Genomic DNA, 25824 nt, shown 5'->3' with positions numbered 1-25824 from the left:
CCCGCGCACCATCACCACCATGGCCGAAGGTCGTATCAAGCCTTTAAAACCCACACCCCAACCGCACCATCAAGGACCGCCCCACCCCCACCCCTACCCCTGCCTCCGCCTCCTCCGCCGCCCCAGATTCACCGCCACGTTGATCACGATGATCCCGAACCACGTCGCCGAGATGGCCCCGTGATCCGAGCTGGTTCCGCTGGACGCCACCGTGACGATCGTCCCCGCGGCCAGGGACCCCAGCGCGGTCCAGCGTGCCGTCACCGAGTCGACGATCTCCAGGTCGTGGCGAGGACTCGGAGCGGACTTCTCCTCACCCCCGGTACGGGCCGCCACCTCGGAGTCGATCCGCCGCTGCATGCGTTCGGCGAGTGAGGCCGCGATCTCGCGCTCGTACTCGGCGCCCAGCTCACGACGGGCCGCCAGGGCCGCGGCGATCTCCTGGGGGGTCAGGTCGTCGACTGTCATGTCCTCACGATAGGTCGCGTTCGGGGGCGTGGAATCAGCCTTCAGATTGACTTGTCGGGCTCCCGGATACGGCGGAGGATCGGTGAGTGGGGTCACTCCGCCGTATGACGATCCGGAGTCCCTGGGACGTTCACCTTCACCCGTTGTAGGAAATCCTGCGCGCTACTGGCCCGCCAGGGGGCATCCCGCGAGTAAAGTCACCGAGAGAACTCAGTTCACACTGCGAGGAGTTCGTGAAGTGAACACGCAGGTACCGCCACGTCGCCCGGTCCGCATCGCCAACGCCTCCGGTTTCTACGGCGATCGCCTGTCCGCGGCCCGGGAGATGGTGGACGGCGGTCCGATCGACGTGCTCACCGCTGACTACCTCGCCGAGCTCACGATGCTGATCCTGCACAAGGCGCGCGAGCGGGGTGGCCCGGGCTACGCCCGCACCTTCCTGGCGCAGATGAACCAGGTGCTCGCCGCCTGTCAGGAGCGCGGGGTCAAGGTCGTGGCCAACGCCGGCGGGCTGGAGCCGGCCCGGCTGGCCGAGGACGTCCGCGCCCTGGTCGCCCACCTCGGGCTGCGCCTGAAGGTCGCGCACATCGAGGGTGACGACCTGCTGCCGCGCATCGCCGAGCTGCGGGCCAAGGGTGTCGACTTCAAGAACATCGACACGGGCGCGCCGTTCCCGGAGGCGATGGAGCCGGTCTCGGCCAACGCCTACCTCGGCGCCTGGGGCATCGCCGCGGCCTTGGAAGCCGGCGCGGACATCGTGGTCTGCGGCCGGGTCACCGACGCCTCGCTCGTCGTGGGCCCGGCCGCTTGGTGGCACGGCTGGCGGGGCGACGACTGGGACGCCCTGGCCGGTGCGGTGGTCGCCGGGCACGTCATCGAGTGCGGCCCGCAGTGCACCGGCGGCAACTACTCGTTCCTGGACGAGCTGCCCGACACCCGGGTGCCCGGCTTCCCGATCGCCGAGGTCGCCCATGACGGCTCCGCGGTGATCACCAAGCACGCCGGCACCGGCGGCGTGGTGTCGGTCGGCACCGTCACCGCCCAGCTGCTGTACGAGATCGAGGGCCCGGCCTATGCGAACCCTGACGTCACCGCGCACTTCGACACCGTCCGCCTGACGCAGCAGGCCCCGGACCGGGTGCGGATCAGCGGCGTCAAGGGCATGACCGGCCCGCACAAGCTGAAGGTGGCGCTGAACTACCGCGGCGGCTTCCGCAACTCGATCACGCTGGGCGTCACCGGACTGGACGTCGAGGCCAAGGCCGGCCTGGCCGAGGCGCAGATCTTCGACACCCTGGGCGGCCGCCAGCGCTTCGAGTCCGTCGACGTCCGGCTCCAGCGCAGCGACAAGCCGGCCGAGCAGGCGCGCACCAGCGAGGAAGCCACGGCGTACCTGCACATCACGGTCAAGGACAAGGACCCGGACAAGGTGGGACAGGCCTTCACCGGCGCCGTCACCGGTCTGGCGTTGTCCGGCTACTCCGGCCTCCATCCCACCGCGCCGCCGACCCGCGAGGTCGAGTACGGCGTCTACTGGCCGGCGCTGATCCAGGACCGGCACGTCGACCACGTCGCCGTGCTCCCGGACGGTGAACGCGTCCTGATCGAGCCCTGCCGCCGGCCGATGGGCCAGGCTCTGCACCTCGGCGCCCCGCCCCCGCCCCAGGCGTTCGTCTCGGACGGCATGAAGCGGCTGGCGCCGCTCGGCCTGGTCTGCGGAGCACGCTCGGGCGACAAGGGCGGCAACGCGAACGTCGGCCTGTGGACCCGCAGCGACCGCGCCTATGCCTGGCTGCGCGAGACCCTGGACGCGGACACCTTCCAGAAGCTGGTCCCGGAGTCCAGCGATCTGCGCGTGGAGCGCTTCGAGCTCCCGAACCTGCGCGCCCTGAACTTCGTCGTCTACGGACTGCTCGGCGAGGGCGTCGCCTCCTCCACCCGCGCCGATCCCCAGGCCAAGGGGCTGGGCGAGTTCGTGCGGTCCCGACTCGTCGAGGTGCCCGTGGAGTTCCTCAACAGCTGAGGCGTTTAGGATCACCCTATGCGCTATCGCCATCTGGGGAATTCCGGCCTGCTGGTGTCCGTCGTGGGCCTGGGCTGCAACAACTTCGGCCGCCGCCTGGACGTGGCCGGCACCCGCCGCGTCGTGGACGCCGCCCTGGACTCCGGCATCACCCTCCTGGACACCGCCGACATGTACGGCGACACCCAGTCCGAGGAGTTCCTCGGCGAGGTCCTCACCGGCCGCCGCGACAAGGTGGTCCTCGCCACCAAGTTCGGCCATCAGGGCTATGACATGAAGTACGGCCCGGCCGGCGGCGCCAAGGGCGGCCGCGCTTACATCCGCCGCGCGGTCGAGGCCTCGCTGAAGCGCCTGCGCACCGACTACATCGACCTCTACCAGCTGCACACCCCGGACCCGCACACGCCGATCGCCGAGACCCTCTCAGCCCTCGACGACCTGGTCCGCGAAGGCAAGGTCCGCTACCTGGGCAACTCCAACTTCAGCGGCTGGCAGATCGCCGAGGCGCACTACGTCGCCGAGCAGCTGAACGCGACCCCCTTCGTCTCGGCGCAGAACCACTGGTCCCTGCTGGTCCGCGACGTCGAGGCCGAAGTCGTCCCGGCCGCGGTCCGCTTCGGCCTGGGCGTCCTGCCCTACTTCCCGCTCGCCAACGGCCTGCTCACCGGCAAGATCCGCCGCGGCGGGGGCATCCCCGACGACGCCCGGCTCGCCCAGCGCGCGGACTGGGTGACCGAGGACCGCCTGGACAAGGTCGAGGCCCTCACCGCCTGGGCCGAGAAGAACGGCCGCACCCTGCTCGACGTCGGCATCGCCGCCCTCGCCGCCCAGCCCGGCTGCGCCTCGGTGATCTCCGGCGCCATGAACCCCGAGCAGGTCCGCGCCAACGCCGCGGCCGGCGCCTGGGAACCGACGGCCGAGCAGCTCGCGGAGATCGACACGATCGTGCCGCCGCCGGCCGGACCGTGACGCACCGTCGCCGATCTGTTCACTCTTCCAGGTGATTTTCGCTCCGGACCTTCCTGGAACCCGGTCCAATAAGGCAGGGTTCCAGGCATGGCACGCACGCACGAACTCGCCCAGGCCGACCCGCTCACGACGGCGAACGACCTGGTGGGAGACAGCATCCTGGGCGGACCTCCGTGCGGCTCGGGCGTGCCGTGGGAGCCGGCCGGCCAGCGCGCCCGCCGCGTGCGCGCCATGCTGAACGGCTACACCGAGGGCCGCAAGGCCGCCCTCACAGAACTCGGCGAAACCCGTACCCCCGGGGAGATCACGGACTCGGACTAGGTCGGGCTCGGTCGGGCTCGGTCGGTCTAGGTCGGACTCAGTCGGACTAGGCCGGCGCCCCGATCGCGCCGGCGACGGGCGCCCCGCCCCCGAGAACGCGACATATCGCGTTCCTTCCCGTTTCTCGCTACACTGCGCCCATGACCTCCGCGCCCGAGAACGACCACTCCGCCCCGGCCGTGCGCGCCTCCGACTCCGAGCGCGACGAGGTCGCGGCGATCCTGTCCGAAGCCCTGGCCCAGGGCCGCCTGACCAGCGCGGAGCTGGCCGAGCGCATCGACGCCGCCTACAGCGCCAAGACCCGCGCCGAGCTGGTCCCGCTGACCGCGGACCTGCCGGACGACCTGCGCCGGCCCGGCGCCCCGGTACCGGCGGCCGTGGACCACCAGTCGCTGAACGCCACCTTCAGCAAAGTGATCCGCAGCGGCCGCTGGATCGCCGGCCGCCACACCTCGGCCACCGCGACCTTCGGCGCCCTGATCGTCAACCTGAGCGACGCCGTGCTCCCCGGCCGCGAGATCACGCTGGACATCAACACCTTCTGCGGCAAGGCCATCATCACCGTGCCGGAGAACGCCCGCATCGTCGACGAGGGCGGCGCCCTGTTCGGCAAGCGTTCGGTGACCAGCGGCGCCGCGGACTCCGGCGAGGACGGGCCGCTGATCCGGATCACCGGCAAGTCCCGCTTCGGCAAACTCGTGGTCCGGCGCAAGGGCACCGCCGACCACTACTCGTGGCACCACGGCGGGTGAAGCAGCGAGCCCCACTGCGGGCGACGGCCGACCCGAGGCGGTAAATCAGGGGCGCCCGCACGCCCTCCTCCGCCAGACTTCCCCCTGAGCAGAACCAGATCGGGGGGCCGTCATGGCAACACTTCCTTTGCACCAGATCCGCGCCGACTACGACGCCACGACCATCGTCGTCTACCAGGCCTACAGCCCGGCGATCGCCGATCCCGCGGTGCGCGGGCAGCGTTTCGTCCCGCCGTTCTCCCTGAACCGGATGACGTGGATCAAGCCGTCGTTCCTGTGGATGATGGGGCGCAGCAACTGGGCCCGCAAGCCCGGCCAGGAACGGATCCTGGCGGTGCGCATCACCCGCGAGGGCTGGGAGACCGCGCTGTCCCAGGCGGTGCTGACCGGCTTCACCCACGGCGTGCACAGCGACCGCGCGCAGTGGGAGCGGGAGCTCAAGACGTCGGCGGTCCGCGTCCAGTGGGACCCGGAGCGCACGCTGCACGGCGGCACCCTGGACGCCCGCTCGATCCAGGTCGGCCTGAGCCGCCACATCATCGCCGACTACGTCGAGCAGTGGACCACCGAGATCCGCGACGTCACCCCGACCGTCCACAAGATGGCCGACCTGCTGAAGCAGGGCCGTAAGGACCGCGCCGCCGAGCACCTGCCGAAGGAACGGCCCTACGACCTGCCGGCGGAGATCGCCCGGCGGCTCTACCGCGTCCCGGCCTACTAGGCGGCCGGTTCCAGCACCACCACGGGGATCCGGCGCGAGGTGCTCTTCTGGTACTCGGCGAAGTTCGGCGCCTTCGCGACCACCTCGGCGAACAGCCGGTCGCGCTCGGCGTCGCCGGGCACCCGCGCGGTGACCTGCACCGTGCGGACGTCGTCCTCGCCGGGCACCTCGACCTCGGTCTCCGGGTGCTTCCGCAGGTTGTGGAACCACGCCGGGTGCATATCCCGCCCGGCGTTGGACGCGACGATCGCCCAGCCGCCGCCGTCCTGCGGAAAGGCCGCCAGCGGGGAGACGTACGCGGTCCCGGACGTGGCACCGGTGTGGTGCAGGAGCAGCAGGGTCTTGCCGCCGAACTGCACGACGCTGCCGGCGTTGGACCGGAACTCGTCGATGATCTGCTCGTTCCAGCCGCGGCGTTCTTCGTTTGAGCTCATACCGGCGGCAGCGAGGAATCGGCGGGTGTTTATTCCCCGGCGCGCGGCGCACCCGTGCCCCCCGATGGACCAGCCGGCGCGCACCCCGGTCCGCCCGGTGGTAACCCTGGTGCCATGGCTCTCCCCGTCCCCCCACCGGTCGTCGTGATCACCGGCGTCGCCGGCAGCGGGAAGTCGACCGTCGGCACGCTGCTGGCCGAGCGCCTGGACTGGGACTTCGCCGACGGCGACACCTTCCACTCGGCCGCCAACCTCGCCAAGATGGCCGCCCGCAAGCCCCTGGACGACGCCGACCGGCTGCCCTGGCTGGACGAGATCGGCCGCTGGATCGACGAGGAGTCGGACGACGAGCGCCCCGCGGTCGTCGCCTGCTCCGCCCTCAAGCGCGCCTACCGCGACCGGCTGCGCCGCGGCCGCCCGCAGGTCCGCATGGTCTACCTGGTCGTCGACCTCAAGACCCTGCACCAGCGCATGACCGACCGCCACGGCCACATGTTCCACGCCGACATGCTCGGCAGCCAGCTCGCCGTCCTGGAACCGCCGACGCCGCAGGAGGACGTGCTGATGATCAAGTCCGCGGGCACGCCCGAGCTGACCGTCGACCAGATCATCGTGTGGGAGCAGCTGCGGGCGTACCTGCCCCACTATGACGGCCGGTGAGGGGTCACCCGATCGAGGCAGCCACCCCGTAGTGGTCCGACAGGTACCGGTCCCGGCCGTCGGCCGTCCGCACCTTGTCCTTGAGCACCACCTCGGCCGCGACGGGCAGTCCCGGCGAAGCCACCACCTGGTCCAGCGCCGCGCCGTCCCAGCCGGGCACGGGCCGGAAGGTCGTCGCGGCGTCGCCCTCGAAGGCGTCGCGCAGCCCGGAGGCGGCCACGAAGCCCTCGAACAGCCACGAGTCCCGGGGCACGTTGAAGTCCCCCACCGCCACCACCGGCTCGCCGGAGTCGATGCGCCGCAGGCGCGCGGCCAGCCGCGCCAGCTCCCGCTCCTGGACCCGGGTGAACGGCGCCGCCTTCGACCAGTCCGCGTGCCGGTTGGCCGACAGGTGGGTGTTGGCGACGGTCACGAACTCGCCGTCGACGGCGAGCCGGGTGACCAGCACGCCCTTGCGGATCAGCAGCTCGCGCCGCCAGGGCCGGGCCTCGACCAGCGTCTCGTACCGGTGCCCGACGATCGGGATCCGCGACAGCGTCAACAGGCCGCCGGCCACGACCGGCAGCCGCACGCCGTGCGCGGCATAGGGGTAGGAGTCGCGGGTCAGCGCGCGGAAGAGCTGGAAGTTCTGCGGCACCCACAGCTCCTGCAGGCACACGACGTCGTAGTCCGACTCCGCCAGCGTGTCGGCCAGGGCACGCAGCCGCACCCGGGGCGCGGCGTTGTAGAGCGTGTTGAACGACAGGATCCGGACCTTGTGCACGCTAAGCCTTCCTCCCCGCGGTCCAGGCGGCCCGCAACGAGACCTTGGACCCGAACCGCAACACAGAATTCTCATACACGCGCGCACCGGCCAGCACTATGCCCACCGTCATCGCGCCCATGAGCCCGATCGCCACGACCGGCTCCCACCACGAGGCGTCCCCGCCGGCGATCCGCACCGGCTGGATCAGCACCGAGAACGGCGGGATCAGCGACAGCACGCGGACCCAGCCGGCGTCCGGGTTGCCGATCGCCGCGAAGGCCGCGAAGTACGGGACCATCAGCAGCAGGTTCAGCGGCTGCACGGCGGTCTGCATCTCCTCCTGCCGCGACACCCGCGCCGCCACGGCGGCGTAGGCGGAGGCGTAGAAGATGTAGCCGAGCACGAACCAGACCGCGACGATGCCCACGGTCTGCCACACCTGGGCGGTCATGTGCAGCGCGCCGGTCGCCGAGCCGGCGGCGAGGCCGACCGCGACGGTGGCGGCCAGCTGCAGCAGCCCGAGCGCCCCGATGCCGATGATCTTCCCGGTGAGCAGCGCGCGCGGCGAGACGCTGGACAGCAGCACCTCGATGACCCGGCTGCTCTTCTCCTCGACCACGCCGGTGGCGACCCACATGCAGTACGCGATCATCTGGCTGAACAGCATGATCTCGGCGATCAGCGCGATGGTCTTGCGCTGTCCGGCCTCCGGGTCCTTCGGCGCCAGCTTCATGACGGTCTGCACCTGGACCTGATCCAGGTTCGGGACCTGCGACGCCAGGTTGGCGGTGGCCAGCACCGGCTCCAGCTTGGGGTCCACGGAGTCCTGGACGTAGACCCTGCCGTCGGCCACGAGAGCGTCGAGCTTGCCGTCCTCGACCTGCTGCCGCGCCGCGGCGAGGTCGGCATCGGAGACCACCGACGCGGTCAGCTTGATCTTGTAGGCCGGGGCGGCGTTCTCGGCCATCTGCTGCTGCACGGCGGCGCGCGTCCCGGCGAACCCGACGTCGAAGGACGGCGTCTTGTTCTTGTTCGAGACCAGCGAGGCGATCACCACCGCCACCAGGACGATGGCCAGCGAGACGCCGACCGAGATGGCGAAGCCGCGGTCGCGGCCGCGCTCGACGAACTCGCGGCGCATCACCAGCCGCACGGCGTTGCGGTTCATGCGGCGACTCCTTCGGGGTCGCCGGCGCCGACGGCGGCGCCGTCCCCGCCGTTGTCGGCCACGGCCTCCCGGAACAGCTCCGTCAGGCTGGCCCGCAGCGGCGTGAACTCCCGCACCGGCCCGAGCGCCCGCGCGGCGTCCAGCACCGTCTGGTCGTCGGCGTCGGGGGCCAGCACCAGCGTGGTGGCCGGGCCGTACTCGGCCGAGACCACACCGGGCACCGCGTCGGCCCACCCGGCGGCCGCGTCGGTGCCGATCCGCAGCACCCGCTCGGACCGCGAGGCCCGCAGCTCGTCGACCGTCCCAGTGGCCACCATCCGTCCCCGGTAGATGATCCCGATACTGTCGCACAGCCGCTCGACCAGCTCCAGCTGGTGGCTGGAGAACACCACCGGCACGCCCGCGGCGGCCCGCTCCCGCAGGACCTCGGCCAGGCTGTCGACGCCCACCGGGTCCAGCCCCGAGAACGGCTCGTCCAGCACCAGCACCGCCGGATGGTGCACCAGCGCCGCGGCCAGCTGCACCCGCTGCTGGTTTCCCAGTGACAGCGCCTCGACCCGGTCCTCGACCCGCTCGATGACCGCCAGCCGTTCCATCCAGTACCTGGCGGCCCGGTCCGCGTCGCCGCGGCTGAGCCCGTGCAGCTCGGCGAGATAGCGCAGCTGGTCCCCGACCCGCATCCGCGGATAGAGTCCCCGCTCCTCCGGCATGTATCCGAAGGTGCGGCGGGTCGCCGTGTCGACCGGCTCGCCCTGGTAGCGCACCGTCCCGGCGTCGGGTTCGAGCACGCCGAGCGTGATCCGCATCGTCGTGGTCTTGCCGGCGCCGTTGGTGCCGACGAAGCCGTAGAGCTCCCCCGGCCGCACCGAGAACGTCACCCCGTCCAGCGCGACGCGGTCCCCATAGCGTTTGCGCAGACCCTCGAGCTCCAGCATCAAGCCTCCCGTGTTACGTGAGGCCGATCCTAGTCAGCGGGGCTTTCACAATGCCCGGTCGGGAACGCTCACCCCGTCGGCGCAGGCGGCCCGAGCCGGTCCGCCGGGAGGTGCCGCGTGAACGCGTAACCGACCAGGACCAGGCCGCCCGCGGCGAGGATGGCGACTTTGAGGCCGTCGAGTTGGGCCTCGGCGTAGGCGGAGACCAGGTGGCCGGCCTCAGCCGGCGGGACGCCTGCCGAGGACAGACCGGCGGCGACCTGGTCGGTGGGGACGAACTGGATGCCGGCTTCCAGGGCGGTGCCGGTCTGGGTTTTCACCGCCTGGGAGACCTCGGGGTTGTTCTCGACCTTCGTCGTGAAGGCTGCGGCCAGGGCGCCGATGAGGATGGAGCCGATCAGGGCGGTGCCCAGCGAGGAGCCGAGCTGCTGGGCGGTGTTCTGCAGGCCGCCGGCCTGACTGCGGTCCGCGTCCTCGACGCTCGACTGCACGACGTTGCCCAGCTGGGAGGCCAGGAGCCCCATGCCGAGGCCCAGGAGGGCCATGGCGAAGGCGAAGGACAGGTCGTCGATGTCCGGCTGGATGGTCGACAACAGCCACACGATCGAGGCGAGCATGACGCCCAGGCCGATGCGCACCACGGTCCGCGGCGACGCGAAGCGGCCCAGGAACGGTCCGCTCAGGGCCGCCACGAGCATGGTGATCGAGACCGGGAGCAGGCGCAGGCCGGTCTCGAAGGCGTCGAAGCCCTGGACCACCTGCAGGTACAGCGGGATGACGAAGAACAGGCCCAGCAGGATCAGGTTCTGGTTCAGGAGGGTGATCAGCCCGGCCTTCAGGGCGGGGATGCGGAACAGGGCGAAGTGGATGAGCGGGTCCTCGCCCCGCGTCTCACGGCGCCGTTCCCAGAGCCGGAACAAGTACAGCAGCACGCAGCCCGCCCCGATGACGAACAGCGTGATCGAGAACCCGAAGATCGTGAACGGCGAGTTGCGGTCCTTCAGCCAGCCCCAGGTGCCGCTCTGCAGGACGCCGAGCACCACCAGCGCCAGGCCCGCCGCCGACAGGGCCGAGCCGACGCCGTCCAGGCGCACCGGCCGGACGGACGGCGCCGGCGCCTTGATCCAGCGCAGCAGGAGCAGCAGGACCACGACCACCACGGCCTCGGCGGCGAAGACCAGCCGCCAGGTCAGGTAGGTCGTCACCCAGCCGCCCAGCAGCGGCCCCACCGCGATGCCGGCCCCGGCCAGACCGCCCACCACGCCGTAGGCGACCGCGCGGTCCCGCCCCTGGTAGGTGCCGGCGACCAGCGCGGCGAGCGCCGGCAGCACCATGGCGGCCCCCAGCCCCTCGATGATCGACCAGCCCAGCGCCAGCACCCCCACCGTCGGCGCGGCGGCGGTGAGCGTGGTGCCGACTCCATAGACGACGAGCCCCACGCCGAACGCCCGCCGCCGGCCGATCTTGTCCCCGATCGTGCCGCCGGTGATCATGAACGCCGCCATCACCAGCGCGTAGAGCGTGATCACCGCCTGGATGGTGGTCACCTGGGTGTCGAAGTCGTGGACCAGCTGGCTGACGGACACGTTCATCACGGCCGTGTCCAGCACCATCAGGAACTGCGCGGTGCCGAGCACCGCCAGGGCCCTCCAATGCCCGCGGCCCCGGCCGGCCGCGCGCGGGGCGACGCCGGGGCCGTACTGGTCGTTTCGCTCCACTCTGCGAGTGTCCGCGCGTTCGCCCCGCCCTGCAGCCCGAGACATCCAACCGGGCCGGGAGCGGCGGCTAACCCGGCCTTTACCCAAAAAACAGAACCCTGGTGAACGAGTCGAATGGGTGTTCACCGTGGTGACCATGCAGAACACAGGGGTGGAGTGTGTCGGTTGTCGAGGGGCGGCGTCCGGGTCGTGGGGTCTGGGGCCACATCGTGGGCTGGGCGACGCCCGTGGTCCTGGCCATGGCTGTGGTGTGGCACTGGTATTCCGGCGCTCTGGAGAAGCACAGCGGATACTGGTTCGGCTTGACGGCCGCCGCCGCGACGCTGTCAGCGGGCTTGGTCGTGCTGGCGGCCGTGGGTGCCCGCCGGGACGCGGGCTCGGGCCCTGCCCGGGTCGCGCCGGTCGTCGCGGTGATGGTGTGGGTGGCGGGCATGGCGTGGTACTTCGCCGTGGTGTACCTCGGCTTCGGGGAAGCGTGCAGCGGCTCGACCGGGGCCTGCTCGTGGGAGTGCATCAACCAGGCCGGAGAGGATTCCCAGGCGCTCAGCGTGGCCGCCGTGGTGGCGGCCACGGCCGCGCTTCCGGCCTTGCGGGCCGTCTCCCGGCGGGTCGAGTCGCGCGTCGTCGGCGGCATCGGGCCCGTGCTCGTGCTCATGCTCTTCGTCACGGCCGGTTTCCTCGCCAGCCCGCACGGGACCAGCACTCGGTGCTTCGCGGCGGCGGCCGTCTCCGGACCATCGTGCGGAGCAGCCGCCACCGCCGAGCCCTGAGACGAACCCGCCACAGTGATCTTCGCTGTGCTCTACTTGATCACTCCGACATCGGGAGGAGACATCATGAAGGACCAGCTCGCCGAGCTCGTCGACAAGGCCGCGGTGACAGACGTCGTGCACGCGGTTTTCGACCAGGTGGACCGCAAGGACTGGGACGCCGTCCGCCCCCTGTTCGCCGAGGAGGTCCTGGCGGACTTCACCAGCCTGGCCGGCGGCGACCCGGCCCGCATCCCCTCCGAGGCCCTCGTCCAGGGCTGGATCACGGGCCTGCACCCGAAGAAGCAGAGCTTCCATTCCATCTCCAACGTGACCGTGACCCTCGACGGCGACCGCGCCGTCGCCGACACCAAGGGCTACGCCTACAACCGCCTGGACGCGGACCTCGGCGGCGGCCTGTGGGAGGTCTGGGGGACCTACCGTCTCGCCATGCGGCGCTCCGCGACCGGCTGGCGGGTCGACGAGTTCACGTTCGTCGCTCTCAACACCCGCGGCGACGACGCGGTGCGGACCCACGCGCTCTGACTCCGGCGATCACTTCCCCTTCGTCTCACTGAAGCCCCGGGTCAGACCGCGATCCACGAGATCGACCAGCGAGGTCCCCGGGATGAGGCGGAGCAGGGCGTAGACACCGAGCGTCACGCGCAGGCCCAGCCCCGAAGCCGGGCTGCCCCGGAACGGCGGCAGCCACGGCAGGGCGACGGCCGCGGCGCCGAGCACGATCGCGGGACCGAGGTTCTTGGCGGCATAGCCGGTGTACCACGGCCTCGCCGGGACGGGATCGGCGTGTGCGAGGAGCCCGCCCCAGTCCTCGTGGACGGCCGCGATCAGGCCGGCGACGAGCGAGGCGCGGACGCGGTCGTAGCCCGCTCGCGACGGCGCGGAGGCGATGGGCAGCCGGTGGGCCCGGATCACCGCCGCGAGCTGATCGACCGGTTGCTGGATCCGGGGCCGGATCCGCCATTGCGCGAGCGGGACCGGATGGGAGCTCGGCCGGGTCGCGACGCGGCGAGCCGCGCGTTCCAGCCGTTCCAGGAGGTAGCGGGCGACGTCGGGGCGGCGCCAGGCCGGAGCCAGCCGGGTCATGTCGGCGACGGCCCGGGCCAGCTCGATGGCCGCCACGTCGAGGACGCGGTCCTCCTCGACCCGCGCCGCGAGACCGTGGGCGAACCCGTCCGCGCCCACCGCGAGCAGCCCCACGAGCAGCGAGACGGCCGCACCGAGCAGAAACGAGGGGGTCGCGGACCGCCACCCGTTGTGGGCGACCGACCATTCCGTCCCGCGGACGGCCGTCAGGAGGCACAGGACGGCCACACACAACCGCGGCCGCAACAGCTCGTCCCATCGGACTCGCAACGAGACCGGCGCGTCCAGATGAGGACGCTCGACTCGCCAGGCCGCTGCGCTCTCGACGAGGAGCATCCGGCCGGCGACCACTATGAGCAGTCCTGAGACCCATTTGCTCACGTCTCGCCACGGCATCAGGTTCGTGGCCAGACCGCCGAGGACACCGCTCGCGACCAGGATCCAGGTGAGGTGCGCCAGGGCCCGGCTTTCGAACCGGGCCCGCCGCAGAAGTGCTCCGCTCAGTGCCGACCGGACCGCCTCACGCTCCTCCGGCGGCACCGCGCGTATCAGAATCCTGAGGTCCGAGCGGGACATACGCCTGCGCGCGAGCTCGGCCTCGACCTTGCGCAGTGCCCTGCGGTGCCACCACCGCCGTACCCGCGCCCGGACATCCGCACCCGCCCGCGCAGCTCCCGCCCGCTTCAGCGCAGCCACGGCAGCGGGCGGTCCAGCAGCTCCTCGGTCCGCAGCTCCTCGGCCGCGGCGTTCACGTCCGCCAGCCGGTCCTCGAACGGCGCCGCGCGCAGGGACTCGGCCAGGGAGGCCGCGGAATCCGCCGAGTCCGCCGCCGTCATGGACGCCCGCACCTCGGGCAGCATCGCCTCCAGCGAGCCCGCGTAGGCCAAATCCAGCGTCCACACGACTTCCGGTTCGCAGACCTCTGCCAGGCGGGCGTACGCGGCGCGGCGGGGCAGCGGGTCCAGGGCGTCGCCGGCGGCCCTGATCAGGGTGTGGATCCACACCGGGTCGTCGTCCGGGACCGCGTCGAGCAGGTCGAGGAACTGGCGGTGGCCGTACTCGAGCAGGGTCGCCAGGGACCTGCGGAGGGCCTCGGGGCGGTCGCGGACCGTTTCGAAGGCCTCGTAGCGGACGGCGGCCCCGGCGAAGTCGTGCACGCGGACCGCGGTGGCGATGGCCGGCTCGCCGACCCAGTTCAGCAGCTCCGCCAGCACCGCGTCGGGGGTGAAGGCGTTGGCCGCCAGCCGCTGCCGGGCGCGGCCGCTGCCGCGGGAGCTCAGCGTGTGCTCGACCAGCGGCCGGGACAGCGGCACGAAGCCGGCCATGCGCTGCGCGAGCCCGGCGCGGCGGATCGCGGTGCCGACGGAGCCGTCGGTGAGGAAGTGCCGCGCGCCCGCCGGCGGCGCCAGGGCCAGCAGGATGTTCGCCGGGCGCCACAGGTGGCCGGTCCAGGCGTTGGGCCGGGACGGCGGCAGGCTGGGCCGCTCGTCGTCGGCCGCGGTGAGCAGCGACAGCAGGGACCCGGTCCAGGACTCGACCTGGTCGATCAGCGTCGCCCAGAGCTCGGGACGGTCGCCGGCCCCTGACCGGATCCGCGCCGCGATCAGCCTGCTGACGCGGACCGCCGCCGGATCCTGCTCGGCGAGCAGCGACACGGCCACCGCGGCCGGGCGGACGTGGCACAGCACCTCGTGCGGGCTGATCGTGCCGGCGCGCACCCCGCGCACCATCAGGTCTCGAAGATGTGTGAGGCCGCCGGTGCGGTCCGGGTGGCTGCGGAAATGGTCGATCGCGCGCCCGTAGGCCGTCATCGTGGGACGGCTGCCGAACGGCGGCGGGGGCGGAGGCGACATCCAGCGCGGCTGCTCGGAGCCGGTCACCACGCAGCCCGGGCCGATGGGGCCGGTGGCGCCGGTCCCCGAGCCGGGTCCTCCGTCGCCGGGGACGTACGCGTAGTCCGCGACGGCGACGTCGAGGTCGTCCCACTCGTTCAGCCAGCCGTATCCGCACGACGGATCGCGGGTCGCGGTCACTAGGCCTCCTGTCAGGAATTGCTAGGACTACGATAGGCGGTTCCGAGGCCTCCGAATCAATACCCTGGCGCACGGAACGTGCGGCGGTAGTCGCTCGGCGCGACCCCGACCGCCTCCGTGAAGTGGTGCCGCAGGTTCGCCGCGCCGCCGAGCCCGGCCTGGTGCGCGACCCGCTCCACCGGCAGGTCGGTGGTCTCCAGCAGCCGCCGCGCGTGCAGCACCCGCTGCGCCGTGAGCCACTTGCCGGGCGTGGTGCCGACGGCCGTGTGGAACCGGCGGATCAGGGTCCGTTCGGCGACGTTGGCCTGCCGGGCGAGGTCCGCGACGGTCAGCGGCTCGGCCAGGTGCCCGCGGATCCAGTCCAGCAGCGGGCCCAGACCGTCGTGCCCTGATGCGGAGGCGGCGACGGGTGTGTCGACGTACTGTGCCTGACCGCCGCTGCGGTGCGCCGGCGCGACGAGACGCCGGGCCAGCGTGTTGGCGACGTCCGCGCCGTGGTCGGCGGCCACCATCGCCAGGCACAGGTCGATGCCGGCCGTGGTGCCGGCGCTGGTGAGCACGTCGCCGTGGTCGATGTAGAGGACGCCGGGGTCGAAGTCCACGGCGGGGAACCGGCGACGGAACTCGTCGCCGTACAGCCAGTGCGTGGTCGCGCGCCGGCCGTCCAGCAGCCCGGCGGCGGCCAGCACGAAGGCGCCCGAGCACAGCGAGGCCACACGGGCCCCGTGGGCGTGCGCGTCCCGCACCGCCGCGACCAGGTCCGCAGGCGGCTCCTCGGTGACGTCGCGCACCGCCGGGACGATCACCGTGTCCGCGCGCGTGAACAGCTCGTAGGTGTCCTCGGTGTACGCGGTGAACCCCGCCGAGGAGGGAACGGGCCCTGATACCGGATTGCAGACGCGGACGTCGTACCCGAGCTCCGGCATGCCCGGACGCACCCGGCCGAAGACCTCGACCGGAATGGAGAGCTCGAAGATCGGCGCACCCTCGGTGACTGCCACGGCGAGCAGGTGATGGCGCGCGCCCGCTTCAGTGCCCATGGCAGTATTTTAGCGCTGCGTGTCATTCCTGCCACTGGGCGGCGGGCCGCCGGCAAGAGATCATCGCTGTTGTGAGCCTTACAGACGTGAAGACCCCCGTGGCCGGGACCGCAGCGCGGTCCCGTGGCGAGACCTGGGCCCGGGCGGCGTTCGCCCTGACCGCGGTGGGCTGGGGCGCGAACCAGTTCGCCCCCATGGTGCTGCTGTACCGCGAGCGCATGGGCGTCTCGGCCTCGGCGGCCGAGGCGATATTCGGCCTGTACGCGGCGGGTCTGGTCCCCGGCCTGCTGGTCGCCGGCCCCCTGTCGGACCGCGTGGGACGCCGCCCGGTGGTGGTGTTCGCGGTGCTGCTGTCGATGGTCTCCGGTGTGGTGCTGATGCTCGGCTCCCACGGTCTGGCCTGGCTGTCGGCCGGCCGCGTGCTGATGGGCGTCGCCAGCGGCGCGGCCTTCAGCGCGGGCAGCGCCTGGGTGAAGGAGCTGTCCCTGGCCGAAGCGGCGGCCGGGGCCGGAGCACGACGGGCGTCGATCGCGATGACGGCCGGGTTCGGACTGGGCCCGCTGGTCGCCGGGTCGCTGGCGCAGTGGGGCCCGGCGGCGTTCGAGACGCCGTACATCCCGCAGCTGGCACTGGCGGCCACCGCCTTGCGGCTGCTTTCGCAGACGCCTGAGACGGTCGCCCGCCGGCGCTCCGACGTCCTCGGCGGCGGACTGCTCCGTCTGCGGGGCTTCTCCGACCGGCGCTTCGTGGGCGTGGTGCTGCCGATGGCGCCGTGGGTGTTCGGGGCGGCGACGATCGCCATGGTCTACGTCCCCGGGCTGGCCGCCGGGCACGTGAAGGGCGTCTCGCTGGCCTTCGCGGGCACCGCCGCGGCGGTCACCGCCATGGCGGGCGTCCTGATCCAGCCGTTCGCGCGGAGGGTCGTCACGGCGGCTGCCGGACGCGACGGCGCCCGCCCTCGGCTTCTGGTGCTGGGCCTCGGCTTGGTCACCGTCGGCTCCCTGGCCGAAGCCGGCGTCGCGGCCCTGGACCGCCTCGGGGCCTGGCAGGCGGTCCTCACGCTCGCGGTCGCCGCGGTGATGGGCTTCGGCTACGGCGTCCTGATGGTGTTCGGCCTCGCCGAGGTACAGCGCCTCGCCCCCGCGGAGGACCTCGCCGGCATGACTGCGGTCTTCCAGGCCTTCACGTACCTCGGATTCGCCGCGCCCTATATGCTCTCGGCGCTGAAGGGCGTCGCGTCGCCGAGCACGCTGCTGCTCGGGGTCGTCGCCCTCGGCGTCCTGACGACAGCTGTCACTTTGAGGAACGCGCGGGCCACGGCGTCGTAAGGAGCGAGCGGACGCGCGCCGGGCCCGGCGGGACTCACCCCGCCGGGCCCGGCGCCCGCGCTCGTTCGGGTGGTCCGCTACAAGCCCCGCAGCAGCCGCGCCGGTTCCTCGACCAGATCCGCGACGTACCGCAGGAACCCGCCCGCCACGCCGCCATCGCACACGCGGTGGTCGAACGTGAACGAAAGCTGCGTCACCCGCCGGATCGCCAGCTCGTCGCCGGCCGGCCCGGAGACCACCCACGGCTTCTTCACGATCCGGCCGACGCCCAGCATGGCGGCCTCGGGGTGGTTCAGGATCGGCGTGGAGCCGTCGACGCCGTACACGCCGTAGTTGTTCAGCGTGAACGTGGAGCCGGTCAGCTCCGCCACCGCCAGCGTGCCGGCCCGCGCCGAGGCCGTGAGCCGCTCGAACTCGGCCGACAGCTCCTCGGTCGACATCCGGTGCGCGCCGTGCACGACCGGCACCACGAGCCCGCGGTCGGTCTGCGCGGCGAAGCCCAGGTTCACCTCGGCGTACCGGACGATCTCCTGCCGCTCGACGTCCACCGTCGCGTTCAGCTCCGGGTACCGCGCCAGCCCGGCGACGCAGATCCGCGCCAGCAGCGCCAGCAGGCTGATCCGGCGCTCGGCCGCGTCGCGGTTCAGCGCCTCCCGCAGCTCCATCAGGCCCGAGGCGTCCACGTCGACCCATGTCGTCGCGTCCGGGATCTCGCGCCGGGAGCGCGACAGTTTGTCGGCGACCGCCTTGCGGAGGCCCTTGAGCGGCACGCGTTCCCGCTCTTCGATCCCGCTGCTGGAAACGGGAGCCGGAACCGGGGCGGCCAGGGCCGCTTCGACGTCCCGCCGCATGATCAGGCCCTCGGGCCCGGTGCCGCGCACGGAGGCCAGGTCCAGGCCGCCTTCCTTCGCCAGCCGGCGCACGAGCGGTGAGACCACCGGGACCCGGACCGAGCCGGACGTGCCGTTCGCCGGTACGGCCGGTGCCGTCGGTGCCGTCGGTGCGACCGACACGGCCGACGCGCCCGACGCCCCTGACGCGGTCTTCGCGACCGGCGCGGCTTCCACGATCGGCGCGACGTGCACGCGCGGCGGAGCCCCGTGCCCGCCGAACCCGCTCACCACGCGACGCCGGCGGACCCCGCCGCTTTCCGCGGTGCCGTAGCCGACCAGCACGTTCCCAGAGGTCTGCTTCGCGGTCCCGTTCTCGGCCTCCGCGTCGAGGCGCGCGCGATCCGCGGGCTCCTCCGGGGCCGGGGCCACCGCCGCCCCCACGCTGATCAGCGGCTTCCCGACGTCCACGACGTCCCCGACCGCCCCGTGCAGTTCGACGACCACGCCCGCGTAGGGGCACGGCACCTCGACCGAGGCCTTGGCCGTCTCGACCTCGCACACCACCTGGTCGACCGTCACGTGGTCGCCCACCGCGACGTGCCAGGCGATGATCTCGGCCTCGGTCAGCCCCTCGCCGAGATCCGGGAGCCGGAACTCACGCGTGCTCACCGGTCCTCCCACTGCAGGGACGCGACGGCGTCCAGGATCCGGTCCACCGACGGCAGGTGGTGCCGCTCCAGCTTCGGCGGCGGGTACGGGATGTCGAACCCGGTCACCCGGCGCACCGGCGCCTCCAGCCAGTGGAAGCAGCGCTCGGAGACCCGGGCCGCGATCTCCGCGCCGGTGCCGCCGAAGCCGGCCGCCTCGTGGATGACCACGGCGCGCCCGGTCTTGCGGACCGACTCGCACACGGTGGCGTCGTCGAAGGGCACGATCGAGCGCAGGTCCACGACTTCGAGGTCGTAGCCCTCGGCCTCGGCGGCCTCGGCCGCCTCCAGGGCCGTGGACACGGTCGGGCCGTACGCGATCAGCGTCGCGTCGGCGCCCGCCCGCCGCACCGCGGCCTTGCCGATCTCCGGACCGGTCGTCGACAGCACGTCCTTCGACCAGTACAGCCGCTTGGGCTCCATGAAGATCACCGGGTCGTCGGACTCGATGGCCGCGCGCAGCATGGTGTAGGCGTCCGAGACCGTCGCCGGCGTCACCACGTGCAGGCCGGGCGTGGCGACGAAGTATCCCTCGGAGGAGTCCGAGTGGTGCTCCACGCCGCCGATCCCGCCGCCGTACGGCACCCGCACCACGACCGGCAGGGGCAGCGCGCCGCGGGTGCGGTTCCGCATCTTGGCCAGATGCGAGGCGATCTGCTCGAACGCCGGGTAGGAGAAGGCGTCGAACTGCATCTCCACGACCGGCCGGAAGCCGTACATGGCCATGCCGATCGCGGTGCCCATGATCCCGGCCTCGGCCAGCGGCGTGTCGAAGCACCGCTGCTCGCCGAAGTCCCGGGTGAGGCCGTCGGTGACGCGGAAGACACCGCCGAGCACGCCGACGTCCTCGCCGAAGACGACGACCTTGTCGTCGGCGGTCATGGCGTCGCGCAGGGCCCGGTTCACGGCCTGCGCGAGCGAGATCTCGGTGTTCTGCGCGGTCTTCCGCGCCGCGTCGAGCGTGGCGGTCATCGGCCGGCCTCGCCTTCGGTGTCGGCCTCGGCCGCGTCGATCTCCGCCTGGAGTCCGGCGGCCTGCTCCAGGAGTTGCGGGGTGGGCTGGGCGTAGACGTACCGGAACAGGTCCCGGTGGTCCACCTCCGGCTCCTCGCCGAGCCGGGCGCGCATGTCGTCGGCGAGCGCCTCGGCGGCCTGGTTCGCCTCGGCCGCCACCGCGTCGGTGAGCAGCCCGGAGGCCTTCAGGTAGGTCTCCAGCCGGGCCAGCGGGTCGCGCGGCTTCCAGTACTCGACCTCCGCCTCGTCGCGGTAGCGGGTGGCGTCGTCGGCGTTGGTGTGCGCCTGCATCCGGTAGGTGACGGCCTCGATCAGCGTCGGGCCCTCGCCGGCCCGGGCCCGCTCGGCGGCCTCGGCCACCACGCGCTGCACGGCGATCACGTCGTTGCCGTCGACCCGCACGCCGGCCATGCCGTAGCCGACGGCCTTGTGCGCGAGCGCGGCGGCGTGCGTCTGCTTGGCCAGCGGCACCGAGATGGCGTACTGGTTGTTCTGCACGAAGAAGATCACGGGGGCCTGGTACACGGCGGCGAAGTTCAGCGCCTCGTGGAAGTCGCCCTCGGAGGTACCGCCGTCGCCGCAGAACGCCAGCGCCACGGTGTCGTCCCCGGCCAGCTTGGCAGCCAGCGCGAGCCCCGCGGCGTGCGGAGCCTGGGTGGCCAGCGGCGTGCACTGCGGGGCGGTGCGCCAGCGCTGCGGGTCGTAGCCGCAGTGCCAGTCCCCGCGCAGCAGCGTCAGCGCCTCCACCGGGTCGATGCCGCGGGTCACCATGGAGACGCAGTCGCGGTAGGTGGGGAAGAACCAGTCGGTGGCGCGCAGCGCCAGGATCGCGCCGATCTCGCACGCCTCCTGGCCGTAGGACGAGGGGTAGACGGCCAGGCGGCCCTGCCGGACCATCGTGGTGGCCTGCACGTCGAACCGGCGGCCCACGACCATCGCGCGCCAGGTGGCGAGCAGGCGCTCGGGGGCGAGTTCGGGGGCGTCGTCCCGGAGGACGCCGGACAGGGCGCCGTGCTCGTCCAGGTACTGGAGCGGCGAGGGGTCCAGGATCGTGTCGAATCCCAGAGGGAAGCCCGACCCGGTCTTGTCGGGCGTGGCTAGAACGGTCACGTCGTCTCCATTGACACGTGTCGGCAGTGCTCGGGTAGGTGATGCATCCCAGCTCTGCTGGAATTGTTCACAGTGTTTGGTTGCCGGACACGGGTTGACTAGTAACCGGTCAAGATCGGAGACAATCGGAGTCATGAGCACTGTGGGCAATGGCCAACCGTCCACGCTGGACGACACGGATCGCCGGATCGTCCATCTGCTTCAGCAGGACGGCCGCATGTCGATGCGGGACCTGGCGACCGCCGTCCACGTCTCCCGCGCGCACGTCTACACGCGGGTGAAACGCCTGCTCGACGAGGGTGTGATCCGCCGGTTCACGATCCAGGTGGATCCGGAGCGGGTCGGTTTCAGCACGTCGGCGTACCTGACCATGAAGGTCGAGCAGAACTCGTGGCGCCGGATCCGCGACACCCTGGCGGCGCTGCCCTGGGTCGAGCACGTGGCGCTGGTCAGCGGCGACTTCGACGTGCTGCTGCTGGTGCGCAGCGCCTCGAATAAGACGCTGCGCGACCTGGTGTTCACCCACATCCAGAACATGCCCGGCGTCCGCTCGACCCGGACGCTACTGGTGTTCGACGAGACCGATCACTTGCCGGCGCTGCCGGGCGATCCGGAAGTGGTGGTCGAGGTGGAGCGGGAGTAGACGAGCCACGTGATCGCCGCACACAGCGCGTAGAACACGAGGAACCCCAGGTAGGCGGCGTCGCCGCTCTTGGTCGAGAGGAACGACTGGCGGAACGCCATGTTCACCAGCACTCCCCCGAACGCCCCCACCGCGCCGGCCAGCCCGATCAGGGCCCCGCTGAGGCGGCGGGCCTTCGGCTCCGGCTCCCCGGCGAACAGGACCGGGATCATCTTGTAGACCGAGCCGTTGCCCACGCCGCTGAAGACGAACAGCAGCACGAAGCCCGTGACGAACACCGGCAGCGACGCCGCGCGGGAGGCGGCCAGCACGGTGGCGGCGCCGACGGCCATCGCGGCGAACGTCAGCAGCGACACCCGGGCGCCGCCGAAGCGGTCGGCCAGGCGGCCGCCGACCGGCCGGGACACCGATCCCAGCAGCGGGCCGAGGAACGTCAGGTACGCGGCGTCGATCGGGGTGGCGAAGTCGTGCTTGAACTGGACCTGGAGCACCTGGCCGAAGGCGAAGCCGAAGCCGATGAACGAGCCGAAGGTGCCGATGTAGAGGGTCGAGATGATCCAGGTGTGGCCGAGCTTGGCGACCTCACGGATCGCGCCGTGCTCCGGCGTCCGGTTCGGCAGGTTGTCCATGTACACCGCCGACCCGGCGGCGGCCACGACGATCAGCGGCAGGTAGATCCCGGCGACCAGGCCGGGGTGCCCCTTGCCGCTCCAGGCCAGCACCGCCAGGCCCACCAGCTGCACGGCCGCCACGCCGACGTTGCCGCCGCCGGCGTTCAGGCCGAGCGCCCAGCCCTTGAGCCGGTCGGGGTAGAACGCGTTGATGTTCGTCATCGACGATGCGAAGTTGCCGCCGCCGACACCGGTGATCGCGGCCAGCACCAGCAGCGTCGGGTAGGACACCCCGGGCTTGACCAGGAACGCCGCCAGACCGCAGGGCACCAGCAGGATCAGGGCGCTGAAGACGGTCCAGTTCCGGCCGCCGAAGCGGGTGACGGCGAAGCTGTAGGGCAGCCGGAGCACCGACCCGACCAGCGTCGGCACCGAGGTGAGCACGAACTTCCCGGCGGCGTCGACGTGGTAGCCCGGTCCCAGGAACAGCACCAGCACCGACCACAGCGACCACACCGAGAAGCCGATGTGCTCCGAGAGGATCGAGAACGCGAGGTTACGGCGGGCGATGCGGCGCCCGCCGGCCGCCCACAGCTCCTCGTCCTCGGGGTTCCAGGTGTTCAGCAGGGTCCGGTCGGCCGGCGCGGATACGGTGACGTCCTCAGGCGCGGTCGCGGTCACGGCTCTCCTCCTTCGGTGGGTTCCGGTGAGCGTGACCGCAATCTATGAACGGCCTGTTTCAGCCGGTCACGCCGCCGAAGTCGCCGCCGTCAGGAGTTCCGCATCCGGCGCCGGCCCCGATGTGACATCCGGGCTGACCCACACCACGCCCCGGTGGCGGCGCACCGCGTACACCGGCAGGCGCACGTCGGGGGCGTCGAGGGCGACGCCGGTGGCCAGGTCGAAGACGTCCTTGTACATCGGCGAGGCCACGGTCGCGGTGCCGTCGGCGCGCATCCCGGTGATCCCGCGGGAGATGACCGAGGCGCCGCTGAACGGGTCGACGTTGCCGACCGCGTGCAGCGAACCGTCACCGAGCCGGAACAGGGCCACGGCGGCGCCGTCGACCAGCGCGGCCACCCCGCGCCCCGGCTCCAGCTCTCCGTACTTGCAGACCGCGATCCACATCAGCGCCTCCCAAGAGTCAGCAGCGGCTTGATCTGGCCCCGTTCGGGGACGAACGCGACCGTCGGGTCCGGCGCCTCCGGGGCGTTGACGAACGTGGCGAAGCGGGCCAGCTTCACCGGATCGTCGAGCACCGCGCGCCATTCGTCGGTGTAGGCCTCGATGTGCGCGGCGATCAGCGCCTCCAGGTCCGCGCCGCGGTCCTCGGCGTCGTCGATCAGGACGCCGCGGAGCCGGTCCAGGCCGCCCTCGTAGCGCTCGACCCACGTCGCGGTGCGCTCCAGCCGGTCGGCCTCGGCGATGTAGAGGGCGAGGAACCGGTCGACGGTGCGGATCAGGGTACTGTCGTCGAGGTCGGTGGCGAGCAGGTCGGCGTGCCGGGGCCGGGCGCCGCCGTTGCCGCCGACGTACAGGTTCCAGCCGCGCTCGGTGGCGATCACGCCGACGTCCTTGGACTGGGCCTCGGCGCACTCCCGCGCGCAGCCGGAGACCGCCATCTTGATCTTGTGCGGCGCGCGCAGCCCGCGATAGCGCAGCTCCAGGTCGATGGCCATCTTGACGGAGTCCTGGACGCCGTAGCGGCACCAGGTGGAGCCGACGCACGACTTCACGGTGCGCAGCGCCTTGCCGTAGGCGTGCCCCGATTCGAACCCGGCGTCCACCAGCCGCCGCCAGATCTTCGGCAGGTCGGCCATCTGCGCCCCGAACAGATCGATGCGCTGCCCGCCGGTGATCTTCGTGTAGAGCCCGAAGTCGCGCGCCACCTCGCCGATGACGATGAGCTTGTCCGGGGTGATCTCGCCGCCGGGGATGCGCGGCACGACCGAGTAGGAGCCGTTGCGCTGCAGGTTGGCCAGGACGTGGTCGTTGGTGTCCTGCAGGGCGGCCTGGCCGCCGTCCAGGACGTGCGGCTTGCGTCCCGTCCCCTCGGCCTCGGCGAGCAGGCCGCCGAGGGAGGCGAGGATGGAGCCGACGGCGGGCTTGCAGACGTCGCAGCCGTCGCTCACGTCCCGGGCGGCCGTCCCGTGCCGGGCCAGCAGGTCGGCGAAGGTGGTGATCCGGTCGCGGCGGACGATCGTGTAGAGCTCGGAACGGGTCTGCGAGAAGTGTTCGCAGAGGCCTGAGCTGCCGCCGGTGCCGGACGCCTTGATCAGGCTCTTGATCGAGGTGACGCACGAGCCGCAGCCGGTGCCGGCCTTGGTGCACAGGCCGACCTGCTTGGGCGTCACCTCCTCCGTGCCCTTCTCGGCGAGGCCGTGGATGGCGGTGCAGATCGCGCCCTTGGTCACGTTGTGGCAGGAGCACAGGACCGCGGAGTCCGGCAGCCCGGCCGGCCCGATCGCCACCGCCCCGGCGGTGCCGGCGGGCAGCAGGAGCTGCTCGGCCGGGGCCGGCGGCTGCTCGCCGACGAGGGCGCGCAGGGTGCCGTAGTCGTCGGCGTCGCCGACCAGGATGCCGCCGAGCAGCCGGCCGTCCGGGGCGATGGTGAGCTTGCGGTAGACGCGGCGGCGCGAGTCGCTGTAGGTGGCGGCCATCGCGCCGTCGGCGGTGCCGAACGCGTCGCCGAAGCTGGCGACCTCCACGCCGAGGAGCTTGAGCTTGGTGGACGTGTCGGCGCCGGTGAAGGCGCGCTCGTCACTGGCCGCGGCGATGTGCGCGGCGGCTGCCTCAGCCATCTGATACCCGGGCGCGACGAGGCCGTAGACGCGGCCGTCGGCGGCCAGAGCGCACTCGCCGATGGCGTAGATCCGCTCGTCGGAGGTGCGGCAGAGCTCGTCGACGACGATGCCGCCGCGCTCGCCGACGTCGAGACCCGCGGCCCGGGCGAGGCTGTCCTCGGGCCGGACCCCCGCGGCGAAGACGACGAGGTCGGCGTCGGCGGTGACGACCTCCTCGCCGCGGACGGCCCGCACGGCGCGGGCGACGCCCAGGTCGTCGACGAGGACGCGGTCCAGCCGGGTGCCGGTGTGCAGCGTGACGCCGAGCTCCGCGATCCGCGCCTGCAGCGCCGCCGCCCCGCCGTCGTCGACCTGGAGCGGCATCAGGCGCGGCGCGAACTCGACCACGGTGGTCTCCAGGCCGAGGCTGGTCAACGCCTTGGCGGCCTCCAGCCCGAGCAGCCCGCCGCCGACCACGACACCGGTCTTGCGGCCGTCCGCGTAGGCGGCGATGGCCTCGACGTCGTCCAGGGTCCGGTACACGAAGCAGCCGGGCGCCGCGTGCTGCTCGACCGGTGGCACGAACGGCTTGCTGCCGGTGGCCAGCACCAGCGTGTCGTAGCCGCGCACCGCGCCGTCGGCGGTCGTGACGGTCTGCGCCTCCCGGTCGACGGCCACGACCGTCGCGGGCGCGACGACCTCCACCGCCCCTTCCGGATACGGATCCAGATGCAACCCGCCCGGATCCCGGTCGTCGAACCACGACGAAAGCCGCACCCGGTCGTAAGCGGGCCGGTCCTCCGCGCCGAGAACCGTCACGGCCGGCACCGGCCGCCCGCCCTCCTGGGCGTGCTCAAGCAGACTGGACACGAACCGGTGGGCGACCATGCCGTGTCCGACGACGAGGACTCTACGCAGCGAGGGGCTCATGCCTCCAAGGTGCCGCCCCGCGA

At 72.1% G+C, this 25824-nt stretch carries 25 protein-coding genes; 10 read left to right on the top strand and 15 right to left on the bottom strand.

Going from position 1 to position 25824, the window contains the following annotated elements; genetic code table 11:
- Positions 1-93: 93 nt before the first annotated feature.
- A complete protein-coding gene (locus tag ABD466_RS40835) occupies positions 94-468 on the bottom strand; it encodes a hypothetical protein (RefSeq protein ID WP_344662678.1) in 375 nt (124 codons plus the stop codon).
- Between the two features lie 238 nt (positions 469-706).
- Between ABD466_RS40835 and ABD466_RS40830 the strand changes: the two genes are divergently transcribed.
- The 5 genes from ABD466_RS40830 (at position 707) to ABD466_RS40810 (ending at position 5254) form a co-directional block, all read left to right on the top strand.
- Entirely contained in the window at positions 707-2491 is a 1785-nt protein-coding gene (locus tag ABD466_RS40830; protein WP_344662677.1) for an acyclic terpene utilization AtuA family protein, read from the top strand.
- An 18-nt stretch (positions 2492-2509) separates the two neighbouring features.
- A complete protein-coding gene (locus ABD466_RS40825) occupies positions 2510-3460 on the top strand; it encodes an aldo/keto reductase (RefSeq protein WP_344662676.1) in 951 nt (316 codons plus the stop codon).
- Between the two features lie 87 nt (positions 3461-3547).
- Entirely contained in the window at positions 3548-3781 is a 234-nt protein-coding gene (locus tag ABD466_RS40820; protein ID WP_344662675.1) for a hypothetical protein, read from the top strand.
- Positions 3782-3921: 140 nt separating this feature from the next.
- Entirely contained in the window at positions 3922-4533 is a 612-nt protein-coding gene (locus tag ABD466_RS40815) for a DUF1707 SHOCT-like domain-containing protein (protein WP_344662674.1), read from the top strand.
- Between the two features lie 112 nt (positions 4534-4645).
- On the top strand, positions 4646-5254 hold the full coding sequence (locus ABD466_RS40810) for a DUF4291 domain-containing protein (protein ID WP_344662673.1): 609 nt from the start codon (positions 4646-4648) through the stop codon (positions 5252-5254).
- On the opposite strand, the gene ABD466_RS40805 is transcribed toward ABD466_RS40810, so the two are convergent.
- Complete coding sequence (locus tag ABD466_RS40805; protein WP_344662672.1) at positions 5251-5688, bottom strand: nitroreductase/quinone reductase family protein; 438 nt, start codon at positions 5686-5688, stop codon at positions 5251-5253. The genes ABD466_RS40810 and ABD466_RS40805 overlap by 4 nt on opposite strands.
- Positions 5689-5802: 114 nt before the next feature.
- Between ABD466_RS40805 and ABD466_RS40800 the strand changes: the two genes are divergently transcribed.
- Positions 5803-6348 (top strand): gluconokinase, encoded by a 546-nt coding sequence (locus tag ABD466_RS40800; RefSeq protein WP_344662671.1) that lies wholly within the window; start codon positions 5803-5805, stop codon positions 6346-6348.
- Between the two features lie 4 nt (positions 6349-6352).
- Here the strand turns inward: ABD466_RS40800 and ABD466_RS40795 are convergent, their stop codons facing one another.
- The 4 genes from ABD466_RS40795 to ABD466_RS40780 all read right to left on the bottom strand — a co-directional run bounded on the left by ABD466_RS40795 (position 6353) and on the right by ABD466_RS40780 (position 10809).
- Positions 6353-7111, bottom strand: coding sequence for an endonuclease/exonuclease/phosphatase family protein (locus tag ABD466_RS40795; RefSeq protein ID WP_344662670.1), 759 nt, complete (start codon positions 7109-7111; stop codon positions 6353-6355).
- Between the two features lies 1 nt (position 7112).
- On the bottom strand, positions 7113-8261 hold the full coding sequence (locus ABD466_RS40790) for an ABC transporter permease (RefSeq protein WP_344662669.1): 1149 nt from the start codon (positions 8259-8261) through the stop codon (positions 7113-7115).
- Positions 8258-9196: an ABC transporter ATP-binding protein gene (locus tag ABD466_RS40785; RefSeq protein WP_344662668.1), complete on the bottom strand. Its 939-nt coding sequence runs from the start codon at positions 9194-9196 to the stop codon at positions 8258-8260. Before ABD466_RS40785 ends, ABD466_RS40790 begins: the two co-directional genes overlap by 4 nt.
- A 68-nt stretch (positions 9197-9264) precedes the next feature.
- The gene (locus ABD466_RS40780; RefSeq protein WP_425558865.1) at positions 9265-10809 is read right to left on the bottom strand and encodes an MFS transporter; all 1545 of its coding nucleotides are present in this window, start codon (positions 10807-10809) and stop codon (positions 9265-9267) included.
- Positions 10810-11072: 263 nt separating this feature from the next.
- On the opposite strand from ABD466_RS40780, the gene ABD466_RS40775 reads away from it, so the two are divergent.
- The gene (locus ABD466_RS40775) at positions 11073-11684 is read left to right on the top strand and encodes a hypothetical protein (protein ID WP_344662667.1); all 612 of its coding nucleotides are present in this window, start codon (positions 11073-11075) and stop codon (positions 11682-11684) included.
- A 66-nt stretch (positions 11685-11750) separates the two neighbouring features.
- Positions 11751-12209: a nuclear transport factor 2 family protein gene (locus ABD466_RS40770; protein ID WP_344662666.1), complete on the top strand. Its 459-nt coding sequence runs from the start codon at positions 11751-11753 to the stop codon at positions 12207-12209.
- A gap of 9 nt (positions 12210-12218) precedes the next feature.
- On the opposite strand, the gene ABD466_RS40765 is transcribed toward ABD466_RS40770, so the two are convergent.
- The 3 genes from ABD466_RS40765 to ABD466_RS40755 are packed head-to-tail and all read right to left on the bottom strand — an operon-like array spanning position 12219 to position 15843.
- Positions 12219-13466 carry a hypothetical protein gene (locus tag ABD466_RS40765; RefSeq protein WP_344662665.1) on the bottom strand — a complete coding sequence of 416 codons (1248 nt, stop codon included), beginning with the start codon at positions 13464-13466 and terminating at the stop codon, positions 12219-12221.
- The gene (locus ABD466_RS40760) at positions 13454-14803 is read right to left on the bottom strand and encodes a hypothetical protein (protein ID WP_344662664.1); all 1350 of its coding nucleotides are present in this window, start codon (positions 14801-14803) and stop codon (positions 13454-13456) included. The genes ABD466_RS40765 and ABD466_RS40760 overlap by 13 nt, the downstream gene beginning before the upstream one ends.
- 56 nt (positions 14804-14859) lie before the next feature.
- On the bottom strand, positions 14860-15843 hold the full coding sequence (locus tag ABD466_RS40755; protein WP_344662663.1) for a GlxA family transcriptional regulator: 984 nt from the start codon (positions 15841-15843) through the stop codon (positions 14860-14862).
- 86 nt (positions 15844-15929) lie between these two features.
- On the opposite strand from ABD466_RS40755, the gene ABD466_RS40750 reads away from it, so the two are divergent.
- Positions 15930-17171 carry an MFS transporter gene (locus tag ABD466_RS40750; protein ID WP_344662662.1) on the top strand — a complete coding sequence of 414 codons (1242 nt, stop codon included), beginning with the start codon at positions 15930-15932 and terminating at the stop codon, positions 17169-17171.
- Positions 17172-17248: 77 nt separating this feature from the next.
- Here ABD466_RS40750 and ABD466_RS40745 read toward each other — a convergent pair whose 3' ends face one another.
- Genes ABD466_RS40745 through pdhA form a run of 3 tightly spaced genes read right to left on the bottom strand, consistent with a single transcriptional unit; the run spans position 17249 to position 20834 of the window.
- On the bottom strand, positions 17249-18673 hold the full coding sequence (locus ABD466_RS40745) for a dihydrolipoamide acetyltransferase family protein (RefSeq protein ID WP_344662661.1): 1425 nt from the start codon (positions 18671-18673) through the stop codon (positions 17249-17251).
- Positions 18670-19683 carry an alpha-ketoacid dehydrogenase subunit beta gene (locus tag ABD466_RS40740; protein WP_344662660.1) on the bottom strand — a complete coding sequence of 338 codons (1014 nt, stop codon included), beginning with the start codon at positions 19681-19683 and terminating at the stop codon, positions 18670-18672. The genes ABD466_RS40745 and ABD466_RS40740 overlap by 4 nt, the downstream gene beginning before the upstream one ends.
- On the bottom strand, positions 19680-20834 hold the full coding sequence (gene pdhA, locus ABD466_RS40735; RefSeq protein ID WP_344662659.1) for a pyruvate dehydrogenase (acetyl-transferring) E1 component subunit alpha: 1155 nt from the start codon (positions 20832-20834) through the stop codon (positions 19680-19682). Before pdhA ends, ABD466_RS40740 begins: the two co-directional genes overlap by 4 nt.
- A gap of 133 nt (positions 20835-20967) precedes the next feature.
- Between pdhA and ABD466_RS40730 the strand changes: the two genes are divergently transcribed.
- On the top strand, positions 20968-21477 hold the full coding sequence (locus ABD466_RS40730; RefSeq protein ID WP_344662658.1) for an Lrp/AsnC family transcriptional regulator: 510 nt from the start codon (positions 20968-20970) through the stop codon (positions 21475-21477).
- Here ABD466_RS40730 and ABD466_RS40725 read toward each other — a convergent pair.
- The 3 genes from ABD466_RS40725 to nirB form a co-directional block, all read right to left on the bottom strand.
- On the bottom strand, positions 21420-22769 hold the full coding sequence (locus ABD466_RS40725; RefSeq protein ID WP_425558864.1) for a nitrate/nitrite transporter: 1350 nt from the start codon (positions 22767-22769) through the stop codon (positions 21420-21422). The two genes, ABD466_RS40730 and ABD466_RS40725, sit on opposite strands and share 58 nt — an antisense overlap.
- Before the next feature lie 66 nt (positions 22770-22835).
- Positions 22836-23216, bottom strand: coding sequence for a nitrite reductase small subunit NirD (nirD, locus tag ABD466_RS40720; RefSeq protein WP_344662657.1), 381 nt, complete (start codon positions 23214-23216; stop codon positions 22836-22838).
- The gene (nirB, locus tag ABD466_RS40715; RefSeq protein ID WP_344662656.1) at positions 23216-25801 is read right to left on the bottom strand and encodes a nitrite reductase large subunit NirB; all 2586 of its coding nucleotides are present in this window, start codon (positions 25799-25801) and stop codon (positions 23216-23218) included. The genes nirD and nirB overlap by 1 nt, the downstream gene beginning before the upstream one ends.
- Positions 25802-25824 lie beyond the last annotated feature (23 nt).

Origin of the sequence: Catenulispora subtropica, assembly GCF_039531675.1 — a bacterium.
GTDB classification, from domain to species: Bacteria; Actinomycetota; Actinomycetes; order Streptomycetales; family Catenulisporaceae; genus Catenulispora; species Catenulispora subtropica.
Note: the sequence above shows the minus strand (reverse complement) of the source record. Positions and strands in the feature narration are given on the sequence as shown.